Origin of the sequence: Streptomyces sp. TLI_55 (genome assembly GCF_900206255.1) — a bacterium.
In the GTDB taxonomy this organism is placed as follows: Bacteria; Actinomycetota; Actinomycetes; order Streptomycetales; family Streptomycetaceae; genus Streptomyces; species Streptomyces aquilus.
The window spans coordinates 922,578-941,219 of the sequence record NZ_OAOJ01000001.1 but is presented as its reverse complement, the minus strand read 5'-3'; the positions used below and the strand labels follow the sequence as shown (position 1 = coordinate 941,219).

Sequence of the window (18,642 nt, the reverse complement as noted above, 5' to 3'; positions counted from 1 at the left end):
CTTCTTATGAACTTCTCACACATGCCAACGCCACGCCCCCTGGAGCTAGTTCCCGCGAGCGGTCCTCGAACGGATCTCTTCTACTCCAGGACCGTGACCGGGTCGCCGACGCGGATCACGCCCGGTGTGAGGGGGACGAGGTTCTGCCCGAAGACCAGCTTGCCGCCCAGATGCCGATGGCGGGCGAGTGTGAGCAGGGGCTCCTTGCCGCGCTCGGCGCTGTCCTGGTCGGTGGTGGTCACGACGCAGCGGCCGCAGGTCTTGGCGACGCGGAACTCGACCTCGCCGATCGCGAGGCGCGACCAGTGGTCCTCGGCCCAGGCCTCGGTGCCGGACACGACCGCGTTGGGCCGGAACCGGTTCATCGGCAGCGGTCCCTCGGCCGCGTGATCACCTTGTGCGATCAGGGAGTTGAGGGCGTCCAGGGAGGCGGTCGTGGTGACCAGCAGCGGATAGCCGTCGGCGAAGCTGACGGTCTCGCCCTCGCGCGCGTACTCGGGGTCGACGGGCCGGCGCGTCGCCGGGTCGTCCATGTGCACCAGCCGGACGTCCGCGCCCAGGTAGGCGCTGCACCAGGCGTGCACGGCCGGGTCCTCGGCGGGTACCGCCTCCACCTTGTCCCGGAAGATCTGCATCGGCACGGTGCCGCCCGGGCGCGGCACCGGCACCGTCAGCGGCTCCATGCCGGGTGCGGACAGCCGAACGCCGCCGCCGGGCAGAAGCTCGGCGGCGGCGAGCGCGATGCGCGGTTGCTGGCGTTGCGTGACGACCTTTCCCCCGTCGTCGATCAGCGCCCAGCGCCGGTCTCCGGCCAGACCCCAGGGCTCCACGGCGGCCTCCCGGGGCGCCAGGCCCCGGAACGCCTTGACCGGATGTACGTGAATCGACTGCAGTTGCGCATTCCCCATGGACCCATCGTGCCAGCAGGCACGGACAGTCCCGGGGTCGGCTCAGTAGCCGCGGTACTGCTGGTTGTTGTACGGCTCCTGGTACGGCGCCGGAGCGGGCCGGGGAGCCGCGGGGCGCATCGCCTCGTAGCCCATGCCCTGGTTCATGGGACGCGGCTGCTGTTGCTGCGGCCCGGGGTAACCGCGAGGCGCGGACGCCTGCTGCGGGATGTAGGCGGCGGGCGCCTGCTGCAGCGGCGAGGGCTGCTGCGCCTGCGGGTAGCCGTAGGAGGGCTGGGACGGTCCCGCCGGGAGGGCGGGCAGCGCGGACGGCAGCGCGGGCAGATTGCTGCTGCTCGGCATGGCGTACTCGGCCGGGACCCGGATCGGGGCGATCTGCGGGGTGCCCCGCTCGGCCACGAGCGAGTCATAGATCGGAGTGTCCGGGAAGGAGGCGGAGTAGTAGCCGCCGCCATAAGTGGAGCGGGGGGAGGTCATGGCACATAAGTTAAGCCCACGATGTGCTGGTTGGGGAGACCGATAAGAGGGTTGTTTTCCGTGTCGGCCGTGACCTGGGATCCCCAATGCGAGCGAACTCGGCAAAAAGGGACTGCGACCTGCGTTCGGATCCTGTAAAGGCCGAGTTCCGGGCGGGTTACCGGCGGTTGGAGAACGATCTTTCTGTGCGCGCCATGGGAGTTCGCTGTCACGGGGAATAGGTTGACCCTGTAGAGAACCAATGGGCTGCCGGGACATGCCTGGCGCGGTGTCACGTGATGGGGGCGGACATGTCAATGCCGAAGGGATCCAATACTCCGGTGCCGGCCACGGCGCTGCGGGTGGAATTGGGCTGGAGCACCGGGCCGGGGGTGCCCGACGCCGACGCGTCGGCGCTGCTCCTGGTCGGCGGCAAGGTGCGCTCCGACGGCGACTTCGTCTTCTACAACCAGCCCGTGCACTCCTCCGGCGCGGTCCGGCACGAGGGCAAGCGCAACGCCGGCGGTCAGGTGACCGACAGCCTGCTCGTCGACCTCGCGCGCGTGGAGCCCGCGGTCGAGACGATCGTGCTGGCCGCCTCCGCCGACGGCGGTGCGTTCGGACAGGTGCCGGGTCTGCACATCGAGGTCAAGGACGCCGCCCAGGGGACCTCCGTCGCCCGCTTCGACAGCACCGGCGCGACCGTCGAAACGGCCTTCGTGCTGGGCGAGTTCTACCGCCGTCAGGGCGCCTGGAAGTTCCGTGCCGTCGGCCAGGGCTACAGCCGCGGACTCGAAGGGCTGGCCACCGACTTCGGCATCACGGTGGACGAACCCCAGCAGGCCGCCGCCGCCGCGGCGCCGCCCGCACCCGCCGTGGCGCCCCCGGTCACCGCACCCCCGCCCATGCCCCCGGTGACCATGCCGCCGCCGCCCGCCGCACCGCCGGTGGCCCCTCCGGCAGCCGCGGCCCAGCCGGTCCGTCTGACGAAGGTCACGCTCACCAAGGCGTCCCCCTCGGTCTCGCTGACCAAGCAGGGCGGCACCTCCGGCGCGATGCGCGTCAACCTCAACTGGGAGGTGCGCAAGCAGTTCTCGGGGTGGGCCGGGAAGCTCGGCCGCCCGGTCGCCATGCACAACGACCTCGACCTCGACCTGTGCGCCCTGTACGAGCTCACCGACGGCAGCAAGGGCGTCGTCCAGGCCCTCGGCAACGCCTTCGGCTCCCTGCACCAGCCGCCGTTCATCCACCTCGACGGCGACGACCGCACCGGCGCCGTGGCGAGCGGCGAGAACCTCACGATCAACCTCGACCACAAGCAGCTCTTCCGCCGCATCCTGGTCTTCGTCACCATCTACGAGGGCGCGCGCTCCTTCGCCGACCTGCACGCCACCGTGACCCTCCAGCCGCAGTACGGCGCCCCGATCGACTTCTCGCTCGACGAGTGCACCGTCCCCTCGACGGTGTGCGCGCTCGCCCTCATCACCAACACCGGCTCCGACCTCGTCGTCCAGCGCGAGGCCCGCTATCTGGTGCCCGAGCGCGGCGTGAGCCCGCAGCGGACCGTCGACTACGCCTACGGCTGGGGCATGAACTGGACCCCCGGCCGCAAATAGCCCCCGCTCACCCCTCCTCGGGGACGGTGTCCGGACGTGCGTAGGTGCGGCCCTTCCAGGCCGCACCGCGCCCCCGGTAGTGCTGCACCGCGGAGTCGACCGTCATCAGCAGATAGAGGAACGCCGTGAACGGCAGCAGCGGAGCGAGCCACAGCGGCTGCCGGTAGTAGCGGAGCATCGGCACATACGTCCCCGTCATCAGCAGCCACGCCGCACCGCCGAGGACGGCCACCATCGCATCGCCCGCCACGAGCCCCGCGACCAGCGCCACGGGCGGCACCAGATAGACCAGGGCCAGCCCCGCCACCGTGCCGGTCAGCAGCAGGAGGCTGTGCCGCAGCTGCGCGTAGGCACTGCGCGACACCATGCGCCACAGGTCGTGCAGCCGGGGATACGGCCGGACGCTGTCCACCCGCTCGGCCAGTCCCAGCCAGATGTGACCCCCCGCGCCCTTGACCGCCCGCGCCAGTGCCACGTCGTCGATGACGGCGTGCCGGATCGCGTCCGGGATCCGCGCCCGCTCGGCGGCGTCGGCGCGCAGCAGCACACAGCCGCCCGCCGCGGCCGCCGTACGCGATCCCCTCTTCCCGATCCGGCGGAACGGGTACAGCTGGGCGAAGAAGTAGACGAAGGCCGGCACGACCAGGCGCTCCCAGGTGCTCTCCACCCGGAGCCGCGCCATCTGGGAGACGACGTCGAACCCGCCGGCGCGCGCCGCCGCGACCAGACCGCGCAGGCTGTCGGGGGCGTGCGCGATGTCGGCGTCCGTCAGGAGCAGGTACTCGGGGTCACGCGCGCGTGCCAGGCCGATGCCGTGGCGCACCGCCCAGAGCTTGCCGGTCCAGCCCGCGGGCGGTTCGCCCGGCGAGCTGACCGTCAGCGGCAGCCCGCCGTGCCGCCGGGACAGCTCCCGGGCGAGTTCTCCCGTGCCGTCCGTGCTGCCGTCGTCGACGAGGAAGATCTCGGCTCGTCCCGGATAGTCCTGGGCGAGCAGTGACGGCAGGCTCGCGGGCAGCACCTCGGCCTCGTCGCGCGCGGGCACGACGACACCGACCGACGGCCAGCCGTCCGGTTCCCGCCGTACGGGAAGTCTGACGTCCGTGCGCCAGAAGAAGCCCTGGCAGAGCAACAGCCACAGCCAGGCGGCGAGGGAGACGGCGGCGGTCCACGCGATGGCGCTCACGGGCGCAGTCTGCCCCACGGGACCGGCCGCCAAGGGCTCATCGTCTATCGTGGCCGGGTGAAGATCGCGCTCATGGACTCCGGACTCGGCCTCCTCCCCGCCGCCGCCGCGGTACGCCGGCTGCGGCCCGACGCGGATCTCGTCCTGTCCTGGGACCCCGACGGCATGCCGTGGGGACCGCGCACCCCCGAGGACATCACCGAGCGGGCCCTGGCCGTCGCCGCGGCCGCCGCCGAGCACGCGCCCGATGTCCTGATCGTCGCCTGCAACACCGCGTCCGTGCACTCCCTGCCCGCCCTGCGCGCCCGCTTCGAGCCGGACCTGCCGATCATCGGCACCGTCCCGGCGATCAAGCCGGCCGCGGCCGGGGGCGGCCACGTCGCCATCTGGGCGACCCCCGCCACGACCGGGAGCGCCTACCAGCGCGGCCTGATCGAGCAGTTCGCCGCCGGCGTGGACGTCACCGAGGTGCCCTGCCCCGGGCTCGCGGACGCCGTGCACCACGCCGACGAGGCGGCCGTCGACGTCGCGGTCGCCGCCGCGGCCGCGCTCACGCCCGAGGACGTCACGACCGTCGTCCTCGGCTGCACCAACTACGAACTCGTCGCCGAACGCATCCGGGCGGCCGTCCAGAAGCCCGGCCGCCCGCCGCTGATCCTGCACGGCACGGCCGGAGCCGTGGCGGCCCAGGCCCTGCGCCGCGTCGGCGCGGCCCCCGCACCGGACGCCGCGGCCCAGGGCACGCTCACCGTCCTGCTCAGCGGACGCCAGGAAGCCCTGCCGGAGACCGCCCTGACGTACGAAGAAGGAAGGTTCCTCCAGGCGGTCACCCCCGCTCGGTGAACCGGGGCGGCGAACGGCCCTGTCCAAACCGGTCACTCTCCGCGACGCGCTACCAGCGCGGCGAAACCTGAGTAACCTCATAGGCATGAGGGACCACCCCCACGGCGAGAACGTGCCGCATCCCCCTGTCTGGACCGGTCGGGCCACCAACCGGTTCCAGTGGCTGCTGGCGCTCGTCGGCGCCGCGTGCCTGGCGCTCGGCATCGAGCTGGCCGTCGACTCGGCCTGGACCTCCGGCATCGCCCCGCTCGCGATGGCCGTCGTCGGCTGCATCGCGGCCGGGCTGCTGGTCCTGTTCGGCACGCTCGCGTTCGTGCACGTCGCCCTGAAGGTCGACGAGGAGTCCCTGGAGGTGCGCTGCGGCCACATCGGCCTGCCGCGCCGCCGCATCCCCCTGTCGTCGGTGGCCGGCGCCGAGGTCGACCCGCATGTCACCCCGCGGCACTGGGGCGGCTGGGGCTACCGCTGGCGGCCCGAGAAGGGCACCGCCGTCGTCGTCCGCCGCGGTGAGGGCGTCCGGCTGAGCCTGTGGGACGGACACACGTTCACGATCACCGTGGACGACGCCGAGGCCGCCGTCCAGATCATCCGGGACCGGCTGCGGTCGCGGACGCCCGGTGCGGCGCACTGAGGTCACGGAGTCAGTCGGTCACCCGCGGGGCGTACCTCCGCCGCCGGCGGCGGTGACTCGTCCGTGAGCGGACGGGCCGTGGCCAGTCCCGCCAGCAGTCCGGCGCCCACCGACACCGTCGTGAAGCTGAGGGCGTTGCCCACCGAGGCGATCGCCGCGAGTACCGTCAGCGCCGCCCCGGCGGTGAGCACGACCGGTGTCGGGCGCCGCGAGCGCCACAGCGTGTAGAGCATCCAGCAGAACACCCCGGCCAGCAGGAGCACGCCGACGACGCCCTGTTCCGCCGCCTGTTGCAGCGGTGCAGAGTGCGGCTTGCCGTCGGAGAGCAGGGTGCGGGTCGCGGTGGTGCTGAGTTCACCGAAACGGCCGGGGCCCACGCCCAGCGCGGCGTCGTGGTGCGCCAGGTGCAGGGCGTCGTGCCACAGGTCGATCCGCTGCTGGGTCAACTGGCCCTCCAGCGACACAGTGAGCCCCTCCGGCAGCGCCTTCCCGGCGACCGCCCAGGGCAGCGCCGTGGTGAGAGCCGCCGTCAGGGCCAGTCCGGCGAAGCCCGCGCCCCGGTGACCGCGCATCCGGCCGGCGGCGAGCGAGGCCAGCAGCACCGCGGCGCTCGCCGCGCAGCCGCCGACCGAGCCGAGCACCCCGGCCGTCACGACGATCCCGGCGGCGGCGCCGCGCAGGCCGAGCCGCCAGGCCGGGGTACGCGCGGCCCACGCGGCGCAGCACGCCGCACCCGTGGACAGGGTCAGCACCGCCGCGGTGCCGCCCGCGTGACCGAGCGGCGCGACGATCTCCGGCCCTGGGGACAGCCGTGGAGTGGCCACCACCAGGCCGACCCCGGTCGTCGCCGCAGCACACAGCGCCCCCACCGGCAGGAGCGCACCGCAGATCCGGCCCGCCGCGTACCCGGCGGCCACCGCGAGGACCGCCAGCAGCACGCCCTCGGGACGGCCGTCGTGCACGGCCGCGGTCACCAGGGCCCACACGGCGCAGGCCCCGAGCACCACGACACCCGCAGCGTCAGAAACGTTTCGTCTGTCGCCGTCCTCTCCAGGATCGGACGCAGACGTCATCTCCGTGGATCTCACCAGACCCCCCGAACCGGTCTCCCCACGACCTGTGCCGGGCCCGCTCGTACGGTCGCCTGACCGGCCGTACGCCGTCGCACCGCCGCCTGACCGGCCGCACGACAAAGGCTCCGGCACACCGTAACCGCTGATGGACGGTTTGTGGACGAGTTGTGCAGGACGGATGTGGTACGGGTCGGCGGAGTGGGGCGACGGCCGTGCTGCCATGTGGACCGCGCTGTCGGTGCCCAGGTCACCCGCCGTACACTCCCGGAGTGACCGTCACCGCAACATCCGTGGACGAGTCGGACCAGGCTCAGCCGCTCGCCGCCGCCCCGCGCGGGGCCCGCCTCGTGCGCTTCGTCCCGGCCCTCGCCGCCGCGCTCTCCGGAGTGCTCCTCTACGTCAGCTTCCCGCCCCGCACCTTGTGGTGGCTCGCGCTTCCCGCCTTCGCCGTCTTCGGCTGGGTGCTGCGCGGTCGCAGCTGGAAGGCGGGCCTGGGCCTCGGCTACCTCTTCGGCCTCGGCTTCCTGCTGCCGCTGCTGGTGTGGACCGGCGTGGAGGTCGGCCCCGGGCCGTGGATCGCGCTGGTGGCGATCGAGGCGATCTTCGTCGCGCTGGTCGGCGCGGGCATCGCCACGGTGTCGAAGCTGCCCGGCGCGCCGCTGTGGTCGGCGGCCCTGTGGATCGCCGGCGAGGCGGCACGCGCGCGTGTGCCGTTCAACGGCTTCCCCTGGGGCAAGATCGCCTTCGGCCAGGCCGACGGCGTGTTCCTGCCGCTGGCCGCGGTGGGCGGCACCCCGGTGCTCGGCTTCGCGGTCGTCCTGTGCGGTTTCGGACTCTACGACGTCGTCCGCGTCGCCGTCGCCAAGCGCCGCGGCCAGGACATACGCCGGTCGGCGGCCGTGGTCGCCCTGCTGAGCCTCGTCGTCCCCGTCCTCGGGGCGCTGGCCGCCCGCCCGCTGGTCAGCGACAAGGCCGAGAACGGCACCGTGACCGTCGCTCTCATCCAGGGCAACGTGCCCCGCGCGGGCCTCGACTTCAGCGCCCAGCGGCGCGCCGTCCTCGACTACCACGCGCGGGAGACCTTGCGACTGGCCGCGAAGGTGAAGGCCGGCAAGGTGCCCCAGCCCGACTTCGTGCTGTGGCCGGAGAACTCCGACGACGTCGACCCGTTCGCCAACTCCGACGCGTACGCCGTCATCGAGGGTGCCGCCAAGGCGATGGGCGTGCCGATCTCGGTCGGCGGTGTCGTCGAGCGCGACGGCAAGCTCTACAACGAGCAGATCCTGTGGGACCCGGTGAAGGGCCCGACCGACACCTACGACAAGCGGCAGATCCAGCCCTTCGGCGAATATCTCCCGCTGCGCTCGCTCGTCGGCGCGATCAACAGCGAGTGGACCTCGATGGTCCGCCAGGACTTCAGCCGCGGCACCAAGCCGGGCGTGTTCACCATGGCGGGCGCCAAGGTCGGCCTGGTCACCTGCTACGAGGCGGCCTTCGACTGGGCCGTGCGCTCCGAGGTCACCGACGGCGCCCAGCTGATCTCCGTGCCCAGCAACAACGCCACCTTCGACCGCAGCGAGATGACCTACCAGCAGCTCGCCATGTCCCGCGTCCGCGCCGTCGAGCACAGCCGGACCGTGACCGTGCCGGTCACCAGCGGCGTCAGCGCGATCATCATGCCGGACGGGCGGATCACCCAGAAGACCGGCATGTTCGTCGCCGACTCCCTCGTGCAGAAGGTCCCGCTGCGCTCCTCCGAGACCCCGGCCACCAAGCTCGGCACCCTGCCCGAGCTGCTGCTGGTCCTGGTCGCCGCGGGCGGCCTGGCCTGGGCGATCTCGGCGCGCGTGCGCAACAGGCGGGTAGAGGTCGCCGGTTAGGGTCGGGGCATGGCTACTCCCGACTTCATCCGTGATCTCCGTGCCTCCGTCGGTCATCAGCTGCTCTGGCTTCCCGGAGTCGCCGCCGTCGTCTTCGACGACGAGGGCAGAGTGCTGCTGAACCGGCGCTCCGACACCCGTCGGTGGGCGCTGATCGGCGGTATCCCGGAGCCGGGGGAGCAGCCCGCAGCCTGCGCGGTGCGCGAGGTGTTCGAGGAGACGGCGGTGCGCTGCGTCGCCGAGCGGATCGTCCTCGTCCAGGCGCTGGAGCCGATCACCTATCCCAACGGTGACCTCTGCCAGTACATGGACATCACCGTGCGCTGCCGGGCCGTCGACGGCGAGGCCAAGGTCAACGACGACGAGTCGCTTGAGGTGGGCTGGTTCGACGTGGACGCCCTGCCCGAGCTGAACGAGTTCGGGAAGTTCCGCATCAAGCAGGCCCTGGCGGACGCACCCACATGGTTCGACCCCACTGGATCCGCCTGAAGTATGGGCTGCGGCCACATGGGGTGAGGTGCGGCGGCTGCCTAGGGTCGTGTCATGACAGCTGCTCGCGCCCTCCCGGCCCCCTACGCCCCCACGCTCGACCTCGGCGGCCGCACCGCCCTCGTCACCGGCGCCGCCGGCGGCATCGGGCGCGCCTGCGTGCTGCGGCTCGCTGCGGCCGGCGCGAAGGTGAGAGCGGTGGACCGGGACGCCGCGGGGCTGGAGGAGCTCGTCGACGCGGCCAGCGGCCTCGCGGGCGCCGTCGAACCGCACGTCCTCGACCTCACCGACCTGGACGCCGCCGAACTCGCCGCCGCCGGGACCGACGTCCTGGTCAACAACGCCGGGCTGCAACTGGTACGCCCCATCGAGGAGTTCCCGCCCGACGTCTTCCACACGGTGCTCACCGTGATGCTGGAGGCCCCGTTCCGGCTGGTGCGGGGCGCCCTGCCGCACATGTACGGGCAGGGCTGGGGCCGTATCGTCAACATCTCCTCGGTGCACGGACTGCGCGCCTCCGCCTACAAGTCGGCGTACGTGGCCGCCAAGCACGGCCTGGAGGGCCTGTCCAAGACGGCCGCCCTGGAAGGCGCCCCGCACGGCGTCACCTCCAACTGCGTGAACCCCGCCTATGTGCGCACCCCGCTGGTCGAGAAGCAGCTCGCCGACCAGGCGCGGGCGCACGGCATCCCCGAGGAGCGCGTCCTGACCGAGGTGCTCCTCCAGGACAGCGCGGTCAAGCGGCTCATCGAGCCGGCGGAGGTCGCCGACGCCGTCGCGTATCTGTGCGGCCCGCAGGCCTCGTTCGTGACCGGCACGTCCCTGGTGCTGGACGGGGGCTGGACGGCGCATTGAGCCGTGGGCCCTCCAGGGTTTTCCACAGGGCTGACGAGGTGAGCGTGCGATGAGGAATCCTGTGAGCATGTCCCGCGATCACGTGCAGTCCGCCGAACGCCCGACCGGCAGCGCCGAGGCCCCGTTCCTCGAACTGCTGGCCCGGGGCGCGTCCGCCGACGCCTACGAGCAGCCGGTGCTGCTCGCCCGCGCCGAGGGACACCCCGCCGAGCGGATCACCGCGCTCGAGGAGGCCAAGCTGGTCGCGCTGCGCGTGCGCTCGGAGCTGGAGGGCAGGCGCCGCCGCGAGGCCGAGCTGTCCGCGCTCTTCGAGACCGCGCACGACCTGGCGGGACTGCGCGACCTGGACGCCGTCCTGCGGGCGATCGTGCAGCGCGCCCGGTCGCTGCTCAACACGGACGTCGCCTACCTCAGCCTCAACGACCCGGCCCAGGGCGACACCTACATGCGGGTCACCGAGGGCTCCGTCGCCGCCCGCTTCCAGCAACTGCGGCTCGGCATGGGGGAGGGGCTCGGCGGCCTCGTCGCCCAGACCTCCCGCCCCTACGTCACCGACGACTACTTCAAGGACGACCGCTTCCAGCACACCCGCACCATCGACGCCGGAGTGCGGGACGAAGGCCTGGTCGCGATCCTCGGCGTGCCCCTGACGCTGGGGGACCACGTCATCGGGGTGCTGTTCGCCGCCGACCGGCGTGCCCGGGTCTTCGAGCGGGAGCAGATCGCATTGCTCGGCTCCTTCGCTGCGCTGGCCGCGGCCGCCATCGACACCGCGAACCTCCTCACCGAGACCCGCTCGGCCCTCGCCGACCTGGAGCGCGCCAACGAGATCATCCGCGACCGCAGCGGAGTCATCGAGCGCGCCTCCGACGTCCACGACCGGCTCGCCGAACTCGTGCTGCGCGGCGGCGGGGTGCACGACGTGGCGGCGGCCGTCGCCGAGGTCCTGCACGGCACGGTCGAGTTCCTGGACGCCGAGGCCGCACCGGCCGACGCCCTGGAGGCCTCCCGCGCCGAAGGACACGCGGTACGCCATCGCGACGACTGGGTCGCGGCCGTCGCAGCCGGCGGAGAACTCCTCGGCGCGCTCGTCCTGCACGGCCACCCCGGACTCGACCCCGTCGACCAGCGCACCCTGGAGCGCGCGGCGATGGTCACCTCGCTGCTCCTGCTCGCCAGGCGCTCCGCCGCCGAGGCCGAACAACGCGTCCGAGGCGAGCTCCTCGACGACCTCCTCGACGCCCGCGACCGCGACCCCCGCCTGCTGCGCGAGCGCGCCTCCCGCCTGCACGCCGACCTCGACGCCACCCACGTGGTCCTCGCCGCCCGCCTCGACGGCACCACCGCCGACGCCGAGCAGGAGGCCGACGCCCGCAGACGCCTGTGGTCCGCCGCCTCCCACCTCGCCGCCACCCGGCACGGCCTGGCCGCCGCCCGCGACGGCGGCACCGTCCTGCTGCTTCCCCTGAAACCCGGCGACACCGCGACCGCCTTGGCCCGCCGCACCGCCCGCCACCTCGGCACGGCCGTCCACGAGGCGGTCACCGTCGGCGCCTCCGCCCCCGTCGAGGACCTGGCCAGCCGCCCGGACACCGTGACCGCCGCCTACGAGGAGGGCCGGCGCTGCCTCGACGCGCTGCGGCTCCTCGGCCGCACCGGTGATGGAGCGGCCGCCGAGGACTTCGGGTTCCTGGGCCTGCTGCTGGCCGGAGACCGCGACATCACCGGCTTCGTCGACCGCACGATCGGCCAGGTCGTCTCGTACGACGAACGACGCGGCACGGATCTGCTGCGCACCCTCGACGCCTACTTCGCCTGCGGCATGAGCCCGGCCCGTACGAAAGACGAGCTGCACGTCCATGTGAACACCGTCGCCCAGCGCCTGGAGCGCATCGGCCGTCTCCTGGGCGACGACTGGCAGAGCCCCGCCCGCGCGCTGGAGATCCAGCTCGCGCTGCGGCTGCACATACTCTCCGCACCCGCACCGCACTGACCCCCGTACGCGAGGCGCGTACGGGGGCCGGTGGGCGGGTGATCAGACGGTCCGGGCGTCCGCCGTCGCCGTCGTCACGGATTCCGCGTCGGCCGTGGACTCCACGTCGGCCAGGTCCCGGTTGCGGGTCTCCTTGGCCACGCCCACCGCGATGAGCGTCAGCACCGCCGCGGCGATGACGTACAGGGCGATCGGCGTGGAGCTGTCGTAGTCCTCCAGCAGCGCGGTGGCGATGAGGGGCGCCGGGGCGCCCGCCGCGACCGAGGCGAACTGGGCGCCGATCGAGGCGCCCGAGTAGCGCATCCGGGTCGCGAACATCTCGGCGAAGAAGGCGGCTTGGGGTGCGTACATCGCACCGTGCAGCACCAGACCGACGGTGATGGCGAGGATCAGGTTGCCGAAGTCGCCGGTGTCGATGAGGGAGAAGAACGGGAACATCCACAGGCCGATGCCGGCCGCGCCGAGCAGATACACCGGACGCCGGCCGATGCGGTCCGACAGCGCGCCCCACAGCGGGATCACCGCGAAGTGCACCGCCGAGGCGATCAGGACCGCGTTGAGGGCGGTCTGCTTGGAGACGTCCGCGGCGGTGGTGGCGTAGACGAGGATGAAGGCGGTGATGACGTAGTAGCTGATGTTCTCGGCCATGCGCGCGCCCATCGCGACCAGGACGTCGCGCCAGTGGTGGCGCAGCACGGAGACGAGGGGCAGCTTCTCCGCGGCGGTGTCCTGCTCGGCCTTGCGGGCCTCGGCCTGCGCCAACGCCTGCTTGAAGACAGGCGATTCATCGACAGAGAGACGAATCCACAGACCGACCATCACCAGGACGCCGGAGAGCAGGAACGGTATCCGCCAGCCCCAGCTGGTGAAGGCGCTGTCCGAGAGGACCGCCGTGAGCAGGGACAGCACACCGGTGGCCAGGAGCTGGCCCGCGGGTGCGCCGGTCTGCGGCCAGGAGGCCCAGAATCCGCGCCGCCTGGCGTCGCCGTGCTCGGACACCAGCAGGACGGCCCCGCCCCACTCGCCGCCGAGCGCGAAGCCCTGGACCAGGCGCAACGCGGTCAGCAGCACGGGAGCGGCCGAGCCGACCGTCGCGTGCGTGGGCAGCAGACCGATCGCGAAGGTCGCCCCGCCCATCAGCAGCAGGCTCAGCACCAGCAGCTTCTTGCGGCCGAGACGGTCGCCGTAGTGCCCGAAGACGAGGGCACCGAGCGGGCGGGCGGCGAAACCGACGGCGTACGTGAGGAACGACAGCAGGGTGCCGACCAGGGGGTCGGAGTCCGGGAAGAACAGCTTGTTGAAGACGAGGGCGGCGGCGGAGCCGTAGAGGAAGAAGTCGTACCACTCGATGGTCGTGCCGATGAGGCTGGCGGCGACGATGCGCTTCAGGTTGCCCGGTGTGGTGGGCGTGGGTGGAGCGGATGCTGCGGAGGCCATGAGCGCCACTTCCTCGTGTGCTGTGGGGACGGGTACGTGTCGCACACCGTAGGAACACGCAGGTCAGGCGCACATGTGGCGGGACAACATAGTTCGGGGCACGGCTATGCGTCAGACCACCATGCTCGGGTGTGGAAACGCCGCGTCTACAGCGGGGCAGGGGACGACGCGCTCGCGATCAACAGCCGTGGCTCTCCCTTGCCGTTCGCGGGGACGCTCCACAGGTCGGTGCTGCCGACCTTGCCCTCGGTGGGCAGGGCGTAGGCGACGGTGTCGTCGTCGAGCCAGGTGGCCTGGTCGTCGACGCTGTGGCGTTCGGCGAGCGGGGTCGCGCGCAAGGTGCGCAGATCGAGGACGTATTCGCGCCAAAGGTCGGTACGGGAGAGCACCCGCTTCTTGAAGGCGACCCGGGTTCCGTCGGGGGAGAGGGAGGGGCACTCCACGTTCTCGACGAGCGTGGTCACCGACTTCGCCGAGAGCGAGCCCCGCACCAGATACGTCTTGTCGGCGGTGTTCAAGGTGGCGTAGAAGGTGTCGTCGTCGGAGGCGAAGGTGACGCCCCAGAAGTTGACGTCCGCCGCCTTGTACGGCTTCCCGTCCAGGGTGATCGAGAAGGTCTCCAGGCTGGGGATCAGCTTCATCGTGCGGGTGTCGAGGAGCGAGGTGCGGGTGGAGAAGAAGGCGGACGCGTACGACTCGCCGGACACGAACACCGTCCAGGCGACGAAGCGGCCGCTCGGCGAGACCCGGGCCCGGCTCGGGATGCCCGCGAGCGGGAAGGTCCGTACGGTGCGCAGTTCGGCGTCCAGGAGAAGGGCGCGGTTGCTCTGCTTGAGGACGCCGGTGTCGGACTGGAGGCAGATGCCCGTGCCCGCCGCGGCGTAGAAGCGGGCGCACTTCAGGTCGGACGCGGTCCGGCCGGCGCCGGGGTCGGCGGACGGTACCGAGGCGACGGCCGTGCGGTGCGGGCCAGCGGCCGCGTTGACGAACGTCAGGAGGTTCTTGCGGTCGAGCGTCAGCTTCCCGGAGCTGACGGCGGGTCCGCCGGCCTGCGGCCGGTTGGCCTCGTCGGCGCGGTCGGCGGCGTGCAGGACCAGGCCGGTCGCCAGACCCGCGAGCAGGACGACCGCCGCGACGAGGATGAGCAGGCGGCGGCGGAGCGAAGTCATGGGGTTCCTTGGGGCGGTTGTCGGTTCTGTGCTGGTGCCGGTGGGCGGTGCGCCGGTCATCGTGGCTCGCCGGGCGGTCGTAGTACCACGACGGTGCCGGTGGGCGGTGCGCCGGTCATCGTGGCCCGCCGGACGGTCGTAGCACCACGCCCGCGACCGCCGCGCAGCACAGCAGGCCGATCGCCGAGCCCGCGAGTGCCGTGCCGTCGCCCCACACGGTCCAGGCGGCGCCGAAGGCGAGCGAGCAGCAGAACCGGGCCAGCGCCTGGCTGGTGCCGACGATGGCGAGGCCGCTGGCGCGCAGATGCTCGGGCACGACCCCGGCCAGCGCGGCCGGCAGGACCCCGTCGGTGGCCGCGTAGAACGAGCCGTGCAGGGCGAGGACGGCGGGGACCAGCAGCGGGGTGTCCGGCGCCCACAGCAGCAGGGCGTACGCGGTGAGCAGGCCGACGTGGCCGGCGAGGAACACCGTGCGCCGCCCGATCCGGTCGGCCAGCGCGCCGAGCGGCACGGCCAGCAGCAGGAACACCACCGCCGTGCCCAGGGGCAGCAGCGTGAACCACTCCTCGCCGACTCCCGCCCGGCGCTGCAGCAGCAGATAGACGAACGCGTCGCTGACGGTGGTCAGACCGAGCAGCGCGGCACAGCCCGCCAGCGCCCGCAGCCGGGGCAGCCGCAGCAGGGCGAGGGCCTCTGCGACCCGGACCGGCGGCCTCGGCTCGGCCCCGGCACCGTCTTGCGTGTCGCGCCGCTTGCCGGGCACGAACAGCAGGAGGACGATCACGCCGAGCACAGCGACGCACGCGCTCACGCCGAACACGGCGTCGTAGCCGTCGGCCGCGGCGCGCAGGATGAAGAAGGCGGCCAGCGGTCCGAGCATCGCGCCGGTGGTGTCCATCGCCCGGTGCACACCGAAGGCCCGGCCCTGCCGCTCGACCGGTGTCGACAGGGAGATCATCGCGTCGCGCGGGGCGGTGCGCAGCCCCTTGCCGGTGCGGTCCAGGGCCAGGACGGTGCCGAGGGCGCCGATGCTGCCGGCGAGCAGGAGCAGCGGCTTGCACAGCGCGGACAGGCCGTAGCCGAGCCCGGCCAGCAGCTTGTGGTTGCGGATCCGGTCGGCGAGGTGGCCGCCGGTGAGCTGGACCAGGGCGCTGACGCCGTTGTAGACGCCGTCGAGGGCGCCGAAGCCCAGCGGGCTGAAGCCGAGCGTGGTGACGAGGTAGAGCGGGAGGACGGCGGTGACCATCTCCGAGGAGACGTCGGTGATCAGGCTGACCGTGCCCAGCACGAGCACGACCGGGGCGACCCGGGGCCCCGGGCCGCGTCTTCGGCCCGGAGTGGTGTCCGCCTCCGGCGTGGCGGAACGGTCGGTGAGGTACATGAGCTGAACTCCAGGTGCGGTGCTACACGAGCTGAACTCCAGGTGCGGTGCGATCAGTTCTGCCGACTGCTGTCGTCCCGCAGCCAGGTGTCGAAGTCCCTTGCCCGGATGGCCTTTTGGGCTTGCCGCCGGGCCACGACCGCCGCCGCGGCGAAGACGACGACACTCGTGATCAGCGTCGGCTCCCTGCGGAGCACGGCCTTGAGGTCAGCCGTGCTGGTGCGGGCCGAGGCCTCCTCCGGCCCGCGCTGCTCCTCGACCTGTGCCGTGGAGACCATGGCCCGGATCCGCCGTTTGATCAAGTCCCGCCAGGTGCGCGGCGGATGGACCACGACCCGCGCCCCGGCGACCACGCGCCGCTCCTCGGCGGTGAACGCCAGGGACGCCGCCAGGTCGTCCGCCATCAGCGGGGGCAGCGCGGCGATCCGGGCGTGCCCCTCCTTGGAGACCGCGATGACACCTCTCCCGAACAGGCCCTCGCGCACCGCCGGGAGGCGCTGCCACACCCGGTAGTAGGCGCGCACCCGCCAGGCGCAGCCGGCCAGCGGGAGATGACGTTCGGGGGCGGTGGCAAGGATGCCCGAGGCGCCGTCGGCCAGGGGCTCGGCGAGGGCGCGTACGTCCGCGCCCGTGAGGACGACGTCGGCGTCCACGTAGATCCGGGGGAAGCCGAGCGCGTGCTCGTCGCCCGCGCGCAGCGCCGCGTGCTTGGAGGGGACCGGGATCTCCACCACCGTTACGCGCGGGCCGCGTTCGGATGCGATTCGGGCTGTGTCGTCGGTGCAGCCGTTGCACACGACGACGATGTCGGCCCGGCCGTCCGCGGGGTCGTCCAGCAGCGAATCGAGGAGCCGGCCGATGACGCGCTCCTCGTTGTGAGCCGGTATCACGATGCTCGTCACCTGGGCAGTATGGCGTTGGTGTCGCGATTGCGATGTGTGTTTCGTCCAACTGTTCCCGTGACTGTGGTCAATGCTCTAGATTGAGAGCCGCCAGGCTGGTGAGGGAGGGGATTTGCCTCTGAAGGCATGCCAAGGCTCAGCCTCGGTAACCGGATGGGAAACTCTCATTGACCAACTTGCAAAGGGCGTGGGGCGGTTGGGGAACCGTCGCAGGCCTTCTTGATTGCTTCTTGGCTCTGCTTTCTTGATTCCGGTGCCGCCGTGTGGAGGAGACACGACGGCACTGATCCAGCCCTGCCGCGGACGTGCGACGGTATGTCCTGATCTCTTGCGGCCAGGGGTAGCTGCGCCTGTGGTGGGGGGCCATGACCATTGAGGTCACGCATGAGCACTTGGATGCGGAACTTAGACGTCCGGTCGCTCGACGAAGACCCTGGGACCGTAAGTACCGGACCGTTCTGCTGGTCGCGGACGGCCTCGCGGCCGTTGCCGCGGCGTTGGTGATCCACGGAGCCTACGGCCGCTGGGCGGTGGCCCTCGTGCTGCCTCCGACCTGGATCCTGGCGATGCTCGCCCATCGCACCTACGACCGCGGTGCCCTGGGGCAGGGCACCGAGGAGTACCGCAGGGTGCTGCGCGGAGCCGTCGCGCTGCCGGCGCTGGCCGCCGCCGCGTACTGGCTGTTCACGCATGATGCGGCCCTTCTCCATGACATGACCATGGCCGCGGTACCCGCTGTCCTGATCGCCCTGCCGGTCCGGCACCTGCTGCGCCGTGGACTGCTCAGGCGCTGGGCCCGCGGCCGGGACCGCAGCTCGACCCTTCTGGTCGGGCCCTCGCGCGGCATCCTGGAGCTGGTCGGCGTGCTGCGCCGCGGCGGCGCACAGGCGCTTCAGCTGGCGGGAGTGTGCCTGACCGATCCCGAGAACGCCCCGGACATCCGCGCGCTGGGGATACCCGTCCTCGGCGGCGTCGACGACATGAACGACGTCGTGCGGGCCATGGGCGTCAACGCCATGGTGGTGCTCCCGGCGCCCGAGCTGGACGCCTTCGTCCTGCGCCGGATGTCCTGGGCGGCGGCCGCGCAGGGCGTCGACTTCCTGCTGGCCCCGACGCTGGCCGACGTGTCCGCCGCCCGGCTCACGGTCCGGCCCACCAACGGTGTGCCGCTGGTGCGGATCCAGGCGCCGAACCTCTCCCGGTTCTCCCGGCTGCCCAAGGAACTGCTGGATCGTTCCCTCGCCGCTGTGCTGCTGCTTCTCCTGGCACTGCCCATGCTGGCCGTCGCGCTGGTCGTACGGCTGGACAGCTCCGGCCCCGCGCTCTTCCGCCAGCAGCGGGTGGGCCGGTACGGCGACCACTTCACCATGTTCAAGTTCCGGACGATGCGGCCCGATTCGGAGGCCCTCAAGGCGGAACTGGCGCACCTCAACGAGAACAGCGACGGGCTGCTGTTCAAGGTGAAGCAGGACCCGCGCGTCACCCGCGTCGGCGCGTTCCTGCGCCGCAGCTCGCTCGACGAACTGCCCCAGCTGCTCAACGTGGTGCGCGGCCACATGTCGCTCGTCGGCCCCCGGCCCCCGCTGCCGGCGGAGGTCGAGGAGTACACCGCGGACATCAAACGGCGCCTGCTCGTCAAGCCGGGACTCACCGGGCTGTGGCAGGTCAGCGGCCGCTCCGACCTGCCCTGGGACGAGGCCGTACGGCTCGATCTCGGATACGTGGACAACTGGTCGATGGGCCTCGACCTGACCATCCTCCTGCGCACCGGGTCCGTGGTGGTGCGCGGAACGGGGGCCTACTGATGAGCCGGGACCTAACGGAGA

Annotated in this window: 16 protein-coding genes; 8 read left to right on the top strand and 8 right to left on the bottom strand. The window is 72.2% G+C overall.

The window, feature by feature from the left end:
* Nucleotides 1–80: 80 nt before the first annotated feature.
* Together CRP56_RS04485 and CRP56_RS04480 are read right to left on the bottom strand one after the other, a co-directional pair.
* Nucleotides 81–908 carry an MOSC domain-containing protein gene (locus CRP56_RS04485; RefSeq protein ID WP_097260436.1) on the bottom strand — a complete coding sequence of 276 codons (828 nt, stop codon included), beginning with the start codon at nucleotides 906–908 and terminating at the stop codon, nucleotides 81–83.
* A 42-nt stretch (nucleotides 909–950) separates the two neighbouring features.
* Nucleotides 951–1,385 carry a DUF6643 family protein gene (locus tag CRP56_RS04480; RefSeq protein WP_097260433.1) on the bottom strand — a complete coding sequence of 145 codons (435 nt, stop codon included), beginning with the start codon at nucleotides 1,383–1,385 and terminating at the stop codon, nucleotides 951–953.
* A 296-nt stretch (nucleotides 1,386–1,681) separates the two neighbouring features.
* Here CRP56_RS04480 and CRP56_RS04475 point away from each other — a divergent pair, with 296 nt between their 5' ends.
* Entirely contained in the window at nucleotides 1,682–2,980 is a 1,299-nt protein-coding gene (locus tag CRP56_RS04475) for a TerD family protein (protein WP_097260431.1), read from the top strand.
* A 7-nt stretch (nucleotides 2,981–2,987) separates the two neighbouring features.
* On the opposite strand, the gene CRP56_RS04470 is transcribed toward CRP56_RS04475, so the two are convergent.
* Nucleotides 2,988–4,163 (bottom strand): glycosyltransferase, encoded by a 1,176-nt coding sequence (locus tag CRP56_RS04470; protein WP_257040009.1) that lies wholly within the window; start codon nucleotides 4,161–4,163, stop codon nucleotides 2,988–2,990.
* A 57-nt stretch (nucleotides 4,164–4,220) separates the two neighbouring features.
* On the opposite strand from CRP56_RS04470, the gene CRP56_RS04465 reads away from it, so the two are divergent.
* The gene (locus CRP56_RS04465; protein WP_097260427.1) at nucleotides 4,221–5,006 is read left to right on the top strand and encodes a glutamate racemase; all 786 of its coding nucleotides are present in this window, start codon (nucleotides 4,221–4,223) and stop codon (nucleotides 5,004–5,006) included.
* 85 nt (nucleotides 5,007–5,091) lie between these two features.
* Nucleotides 5,092–5,637 (top strand): hypothetical protein, encoded by a 546-nt coding sequence (locus tag CRP56_RS04460; RefSeq protein WP_097260425.1) that lies wholly within the window; start codon nucleotides 5,092–5,094, stop codon nucleotides 5,635–5,637.
* A 2-nt stretch (nucleotides 5,638–5,639) separates the two neighbouring features.
* Here CRP56_RS04460 and CRP56_RS04455 read toward each other — a convergent pair whose 3' ends face one another.
* On the bottom strand, nucleotides 5,640–6,710 hold the full coding sequence (locus tag CRP56_RS04455; RefSeq protein ID WP_097260423.1) for an O-antigen ligase family protein: 1,071 nt from the start codon (nucleotides 6,708–6,710) through the stop codon (nucleotides 5,640–5,642).
* A gap of 269 nt (nucleotides 6,711–6,979) precedes the next feature.
* Here CRP56_RS04455 and lnt point away from each other — a divergent pair, with 269 nt between their 5' ends.
* The 4 genes from lnt (at nucleotide 6,980) to CRP56_RS04435 (ending at nucleotide 11,927) form a co-directional block, all read left to right on the top strand.
* The gene (lnt, locus tag CRP56_RS04450) at nucleotides 6,980–8,590 is read left to right on the top strand and encodes an apolipoprotein N-acyltransferase (protein WP_097260420.1); all 1,611 of its coding nucleotides are present in this window, start codon (nucleotides 6,980–6,982) and stop codon (nucleotides 8,588–8,590) included.
* 9 nt (nucleotides 8,591–8,599) lie between these two features.
* Entirely contained in the window at nucleotides 8,600–9,079 is a 480-nt protein-coding gene (locus tag CRP56_RS04445) for an NUDIX hydrolase (protein WP_097260418.1), read from the top strand.
* Nucleotides 9,080–9,133: 54 nt separating this feature from the next.
* Nucleotides 9,134–9,934, top strand: coding sequence for a 3-hydroxybutyrate dehydrogenase (locus tag CRP56_RS04440; RefSeq protein ID WP_097260416.1), 801 nt, complete (start codon nucleotides 9,134–9,136; stop codon nucleotides 9,932–9,934).
* A 67-nt stretch (nucleotides 9,935–10,001) separates the two neighbouring features.
* On the top strand, nucleotides 10,002–11,927 hold the full coding sequence (locus CRP56_RS04435; protein WP_097260413.1) for a helix-turn-helix domain-containing protein: 1,926 nt from the start codon (nucleotides 10,002–10,004) through the stop codon (nucleotides 11,925–11,927).
* A 42-nt stretch (nucleotides 11,928–11,969) separates the two neighbouring features.
* Here CRP56_RS04435 and CRP56_RS04430 read toward each other — a convergent pair whose 3' ends face one another.
* The 4 genes from CRP56_RS04430 to CRP56_RS04415 form a co-directional block, all read right to left on the bottom strand.
* Complete coding sequence (locus CRP56_RS04430; protein WP_097260411.1) at nucleotides 11,970–13,364, bottom strand: MFS transporter; 1,395 nt, start codon at nucleotides 13,362–13,364, stop codon at nucleotides 11,970–11,972.
* A 146-nt stretch (nucleotides 13,365–13,510) separates the two neighbouring features.
* Entirely contained in the window at nucleotides 13,511–14,533 is a 1,023-nt protein-coding gene (locus CRP56_RS04425; protein WP_097260409.1) for a TolB-like translocation protein, read from the bottom strand.
* 115 nt (nucleotides 14,534–14,648) lie between these two features.
* A complete protein-coding gene (locus tag CRP56_RS04420; RefSeq protein ID WP_179850949.1) occupies nucleotides 14,649–15,914 on the bottom strand; it encodes an MFS transporter in 1,266 nt (421 codons plus the stop codon).
* 53 nt (nucleotides 15,915–15,967) lie between these two features.
* Entirely contained in the window at nucleotides 15,968–16,816 is an 849-nt protein-coding gene (locus tag CRP56_RS04415) for a glycosyltransferase (RefSeq protein WP_097260407.1), read from the bottom strand.
* Nucleotides 16,817–17,181: 365 nt separating this feature from the next.
* Here CRP56_RS04415 and CRP56_RS04410 point away from each other — a divergent pair, with 365 nt between their 5' ends.
* Nucleotides 17,182–18,621, top strand: coding sequence for a sugar transferase (locus CRP56_RS04410; RefSeq protein WP_097260405.1), 1,440 nt, complete (start codon nucleotides 17,182–17,184; stop codon nucleotides 18,619–18,621).
* Nucleotides 18,622–18,642: the final 21 nt, after the last annotated feature.

Coding starts and splice junctions, on each gene's coding strand:
- CRP56_RS04410 (WP_097260405.1), top strand. CDS start 17,182: ATGACCATTGAGGTCACGCATGAGCACTTGGATGCGGAACTTAGACGT.
- CRP56_RS04435 (WP_097260413.1), top strand. CDS start 10,002: ATGTCCCGCGATCACGTGCAGTCCGCCGAACGCCCGACCGGCAGCGCC.
- CRP56_RS04480 (WP_097260433.1), bottom strand. CDS start 1,385: ATGACCTCCCCCCGCTCCACTTATGGCGGCGGCTACTACTCCGCCTCC.
- CRP56_RS04485 (WP_097260436.1), bottom strand. CDS start 908: ATGGGGAATGCGCAACTGCAGTCGATTCACGTACATCCGGTCAAGGCG.
- CRP56_RS04420 (WP_179850949.1), bottom strand. CDS start 15,914: ATGTACCTCACCGACCGTTCCGCCACGCCGGAGGCGGACACCACTCCG.
- CRP56_RS04460 (WP_097260425.1), top strand. CDS start 5,092: ATGAGGGACCACCCCCACGGCGAGAACGTGCCGCATCCCCCTGTCTGG.
- CRP56_RS04440 (WP_097260416.1), top strand. CDS start 9,134: ATGACAGCTGCTCGCGCCCTCCCGGCCCCCTACGCCCCCACGCTCGAC.
- CRP56_RS04475 (WP_097260431.1), top strand. CDS start 1,682: ATGCCGAAGGGATCCAATACTCCGGTGCCGGCCACGGCGCTGCGGGTG.
- CRP56_RS04430 (WP_097260411.1), bottom strand. CDS start 13,364: ATGGCCTCCGCAGCATCCGCTCCACCCACGCCCACCACACCGGGCAAC.
- CRP56_RS04425 (WP_097260409.1), bottom strand. CDS start 14,533: ATGACTTCGCTCCGCCGCCGCCTGCTCATCCTCGTCGCGGCGGTCGTC.
- CRP56_RS04445 (WP_097260418.1), top strand. CDS start 8,600: ATGGCTACTCCCGACTTCATCCGTGATCTCCGTGCCTCCGTCGGTCAT.
- CRP56_RS04455 (WP_097260423.1), bottom strand. CDS start 6,710: ATGACGTCTGCGTCCGATCCTGGAGAGGACGGCGACAGACGAAACGTT.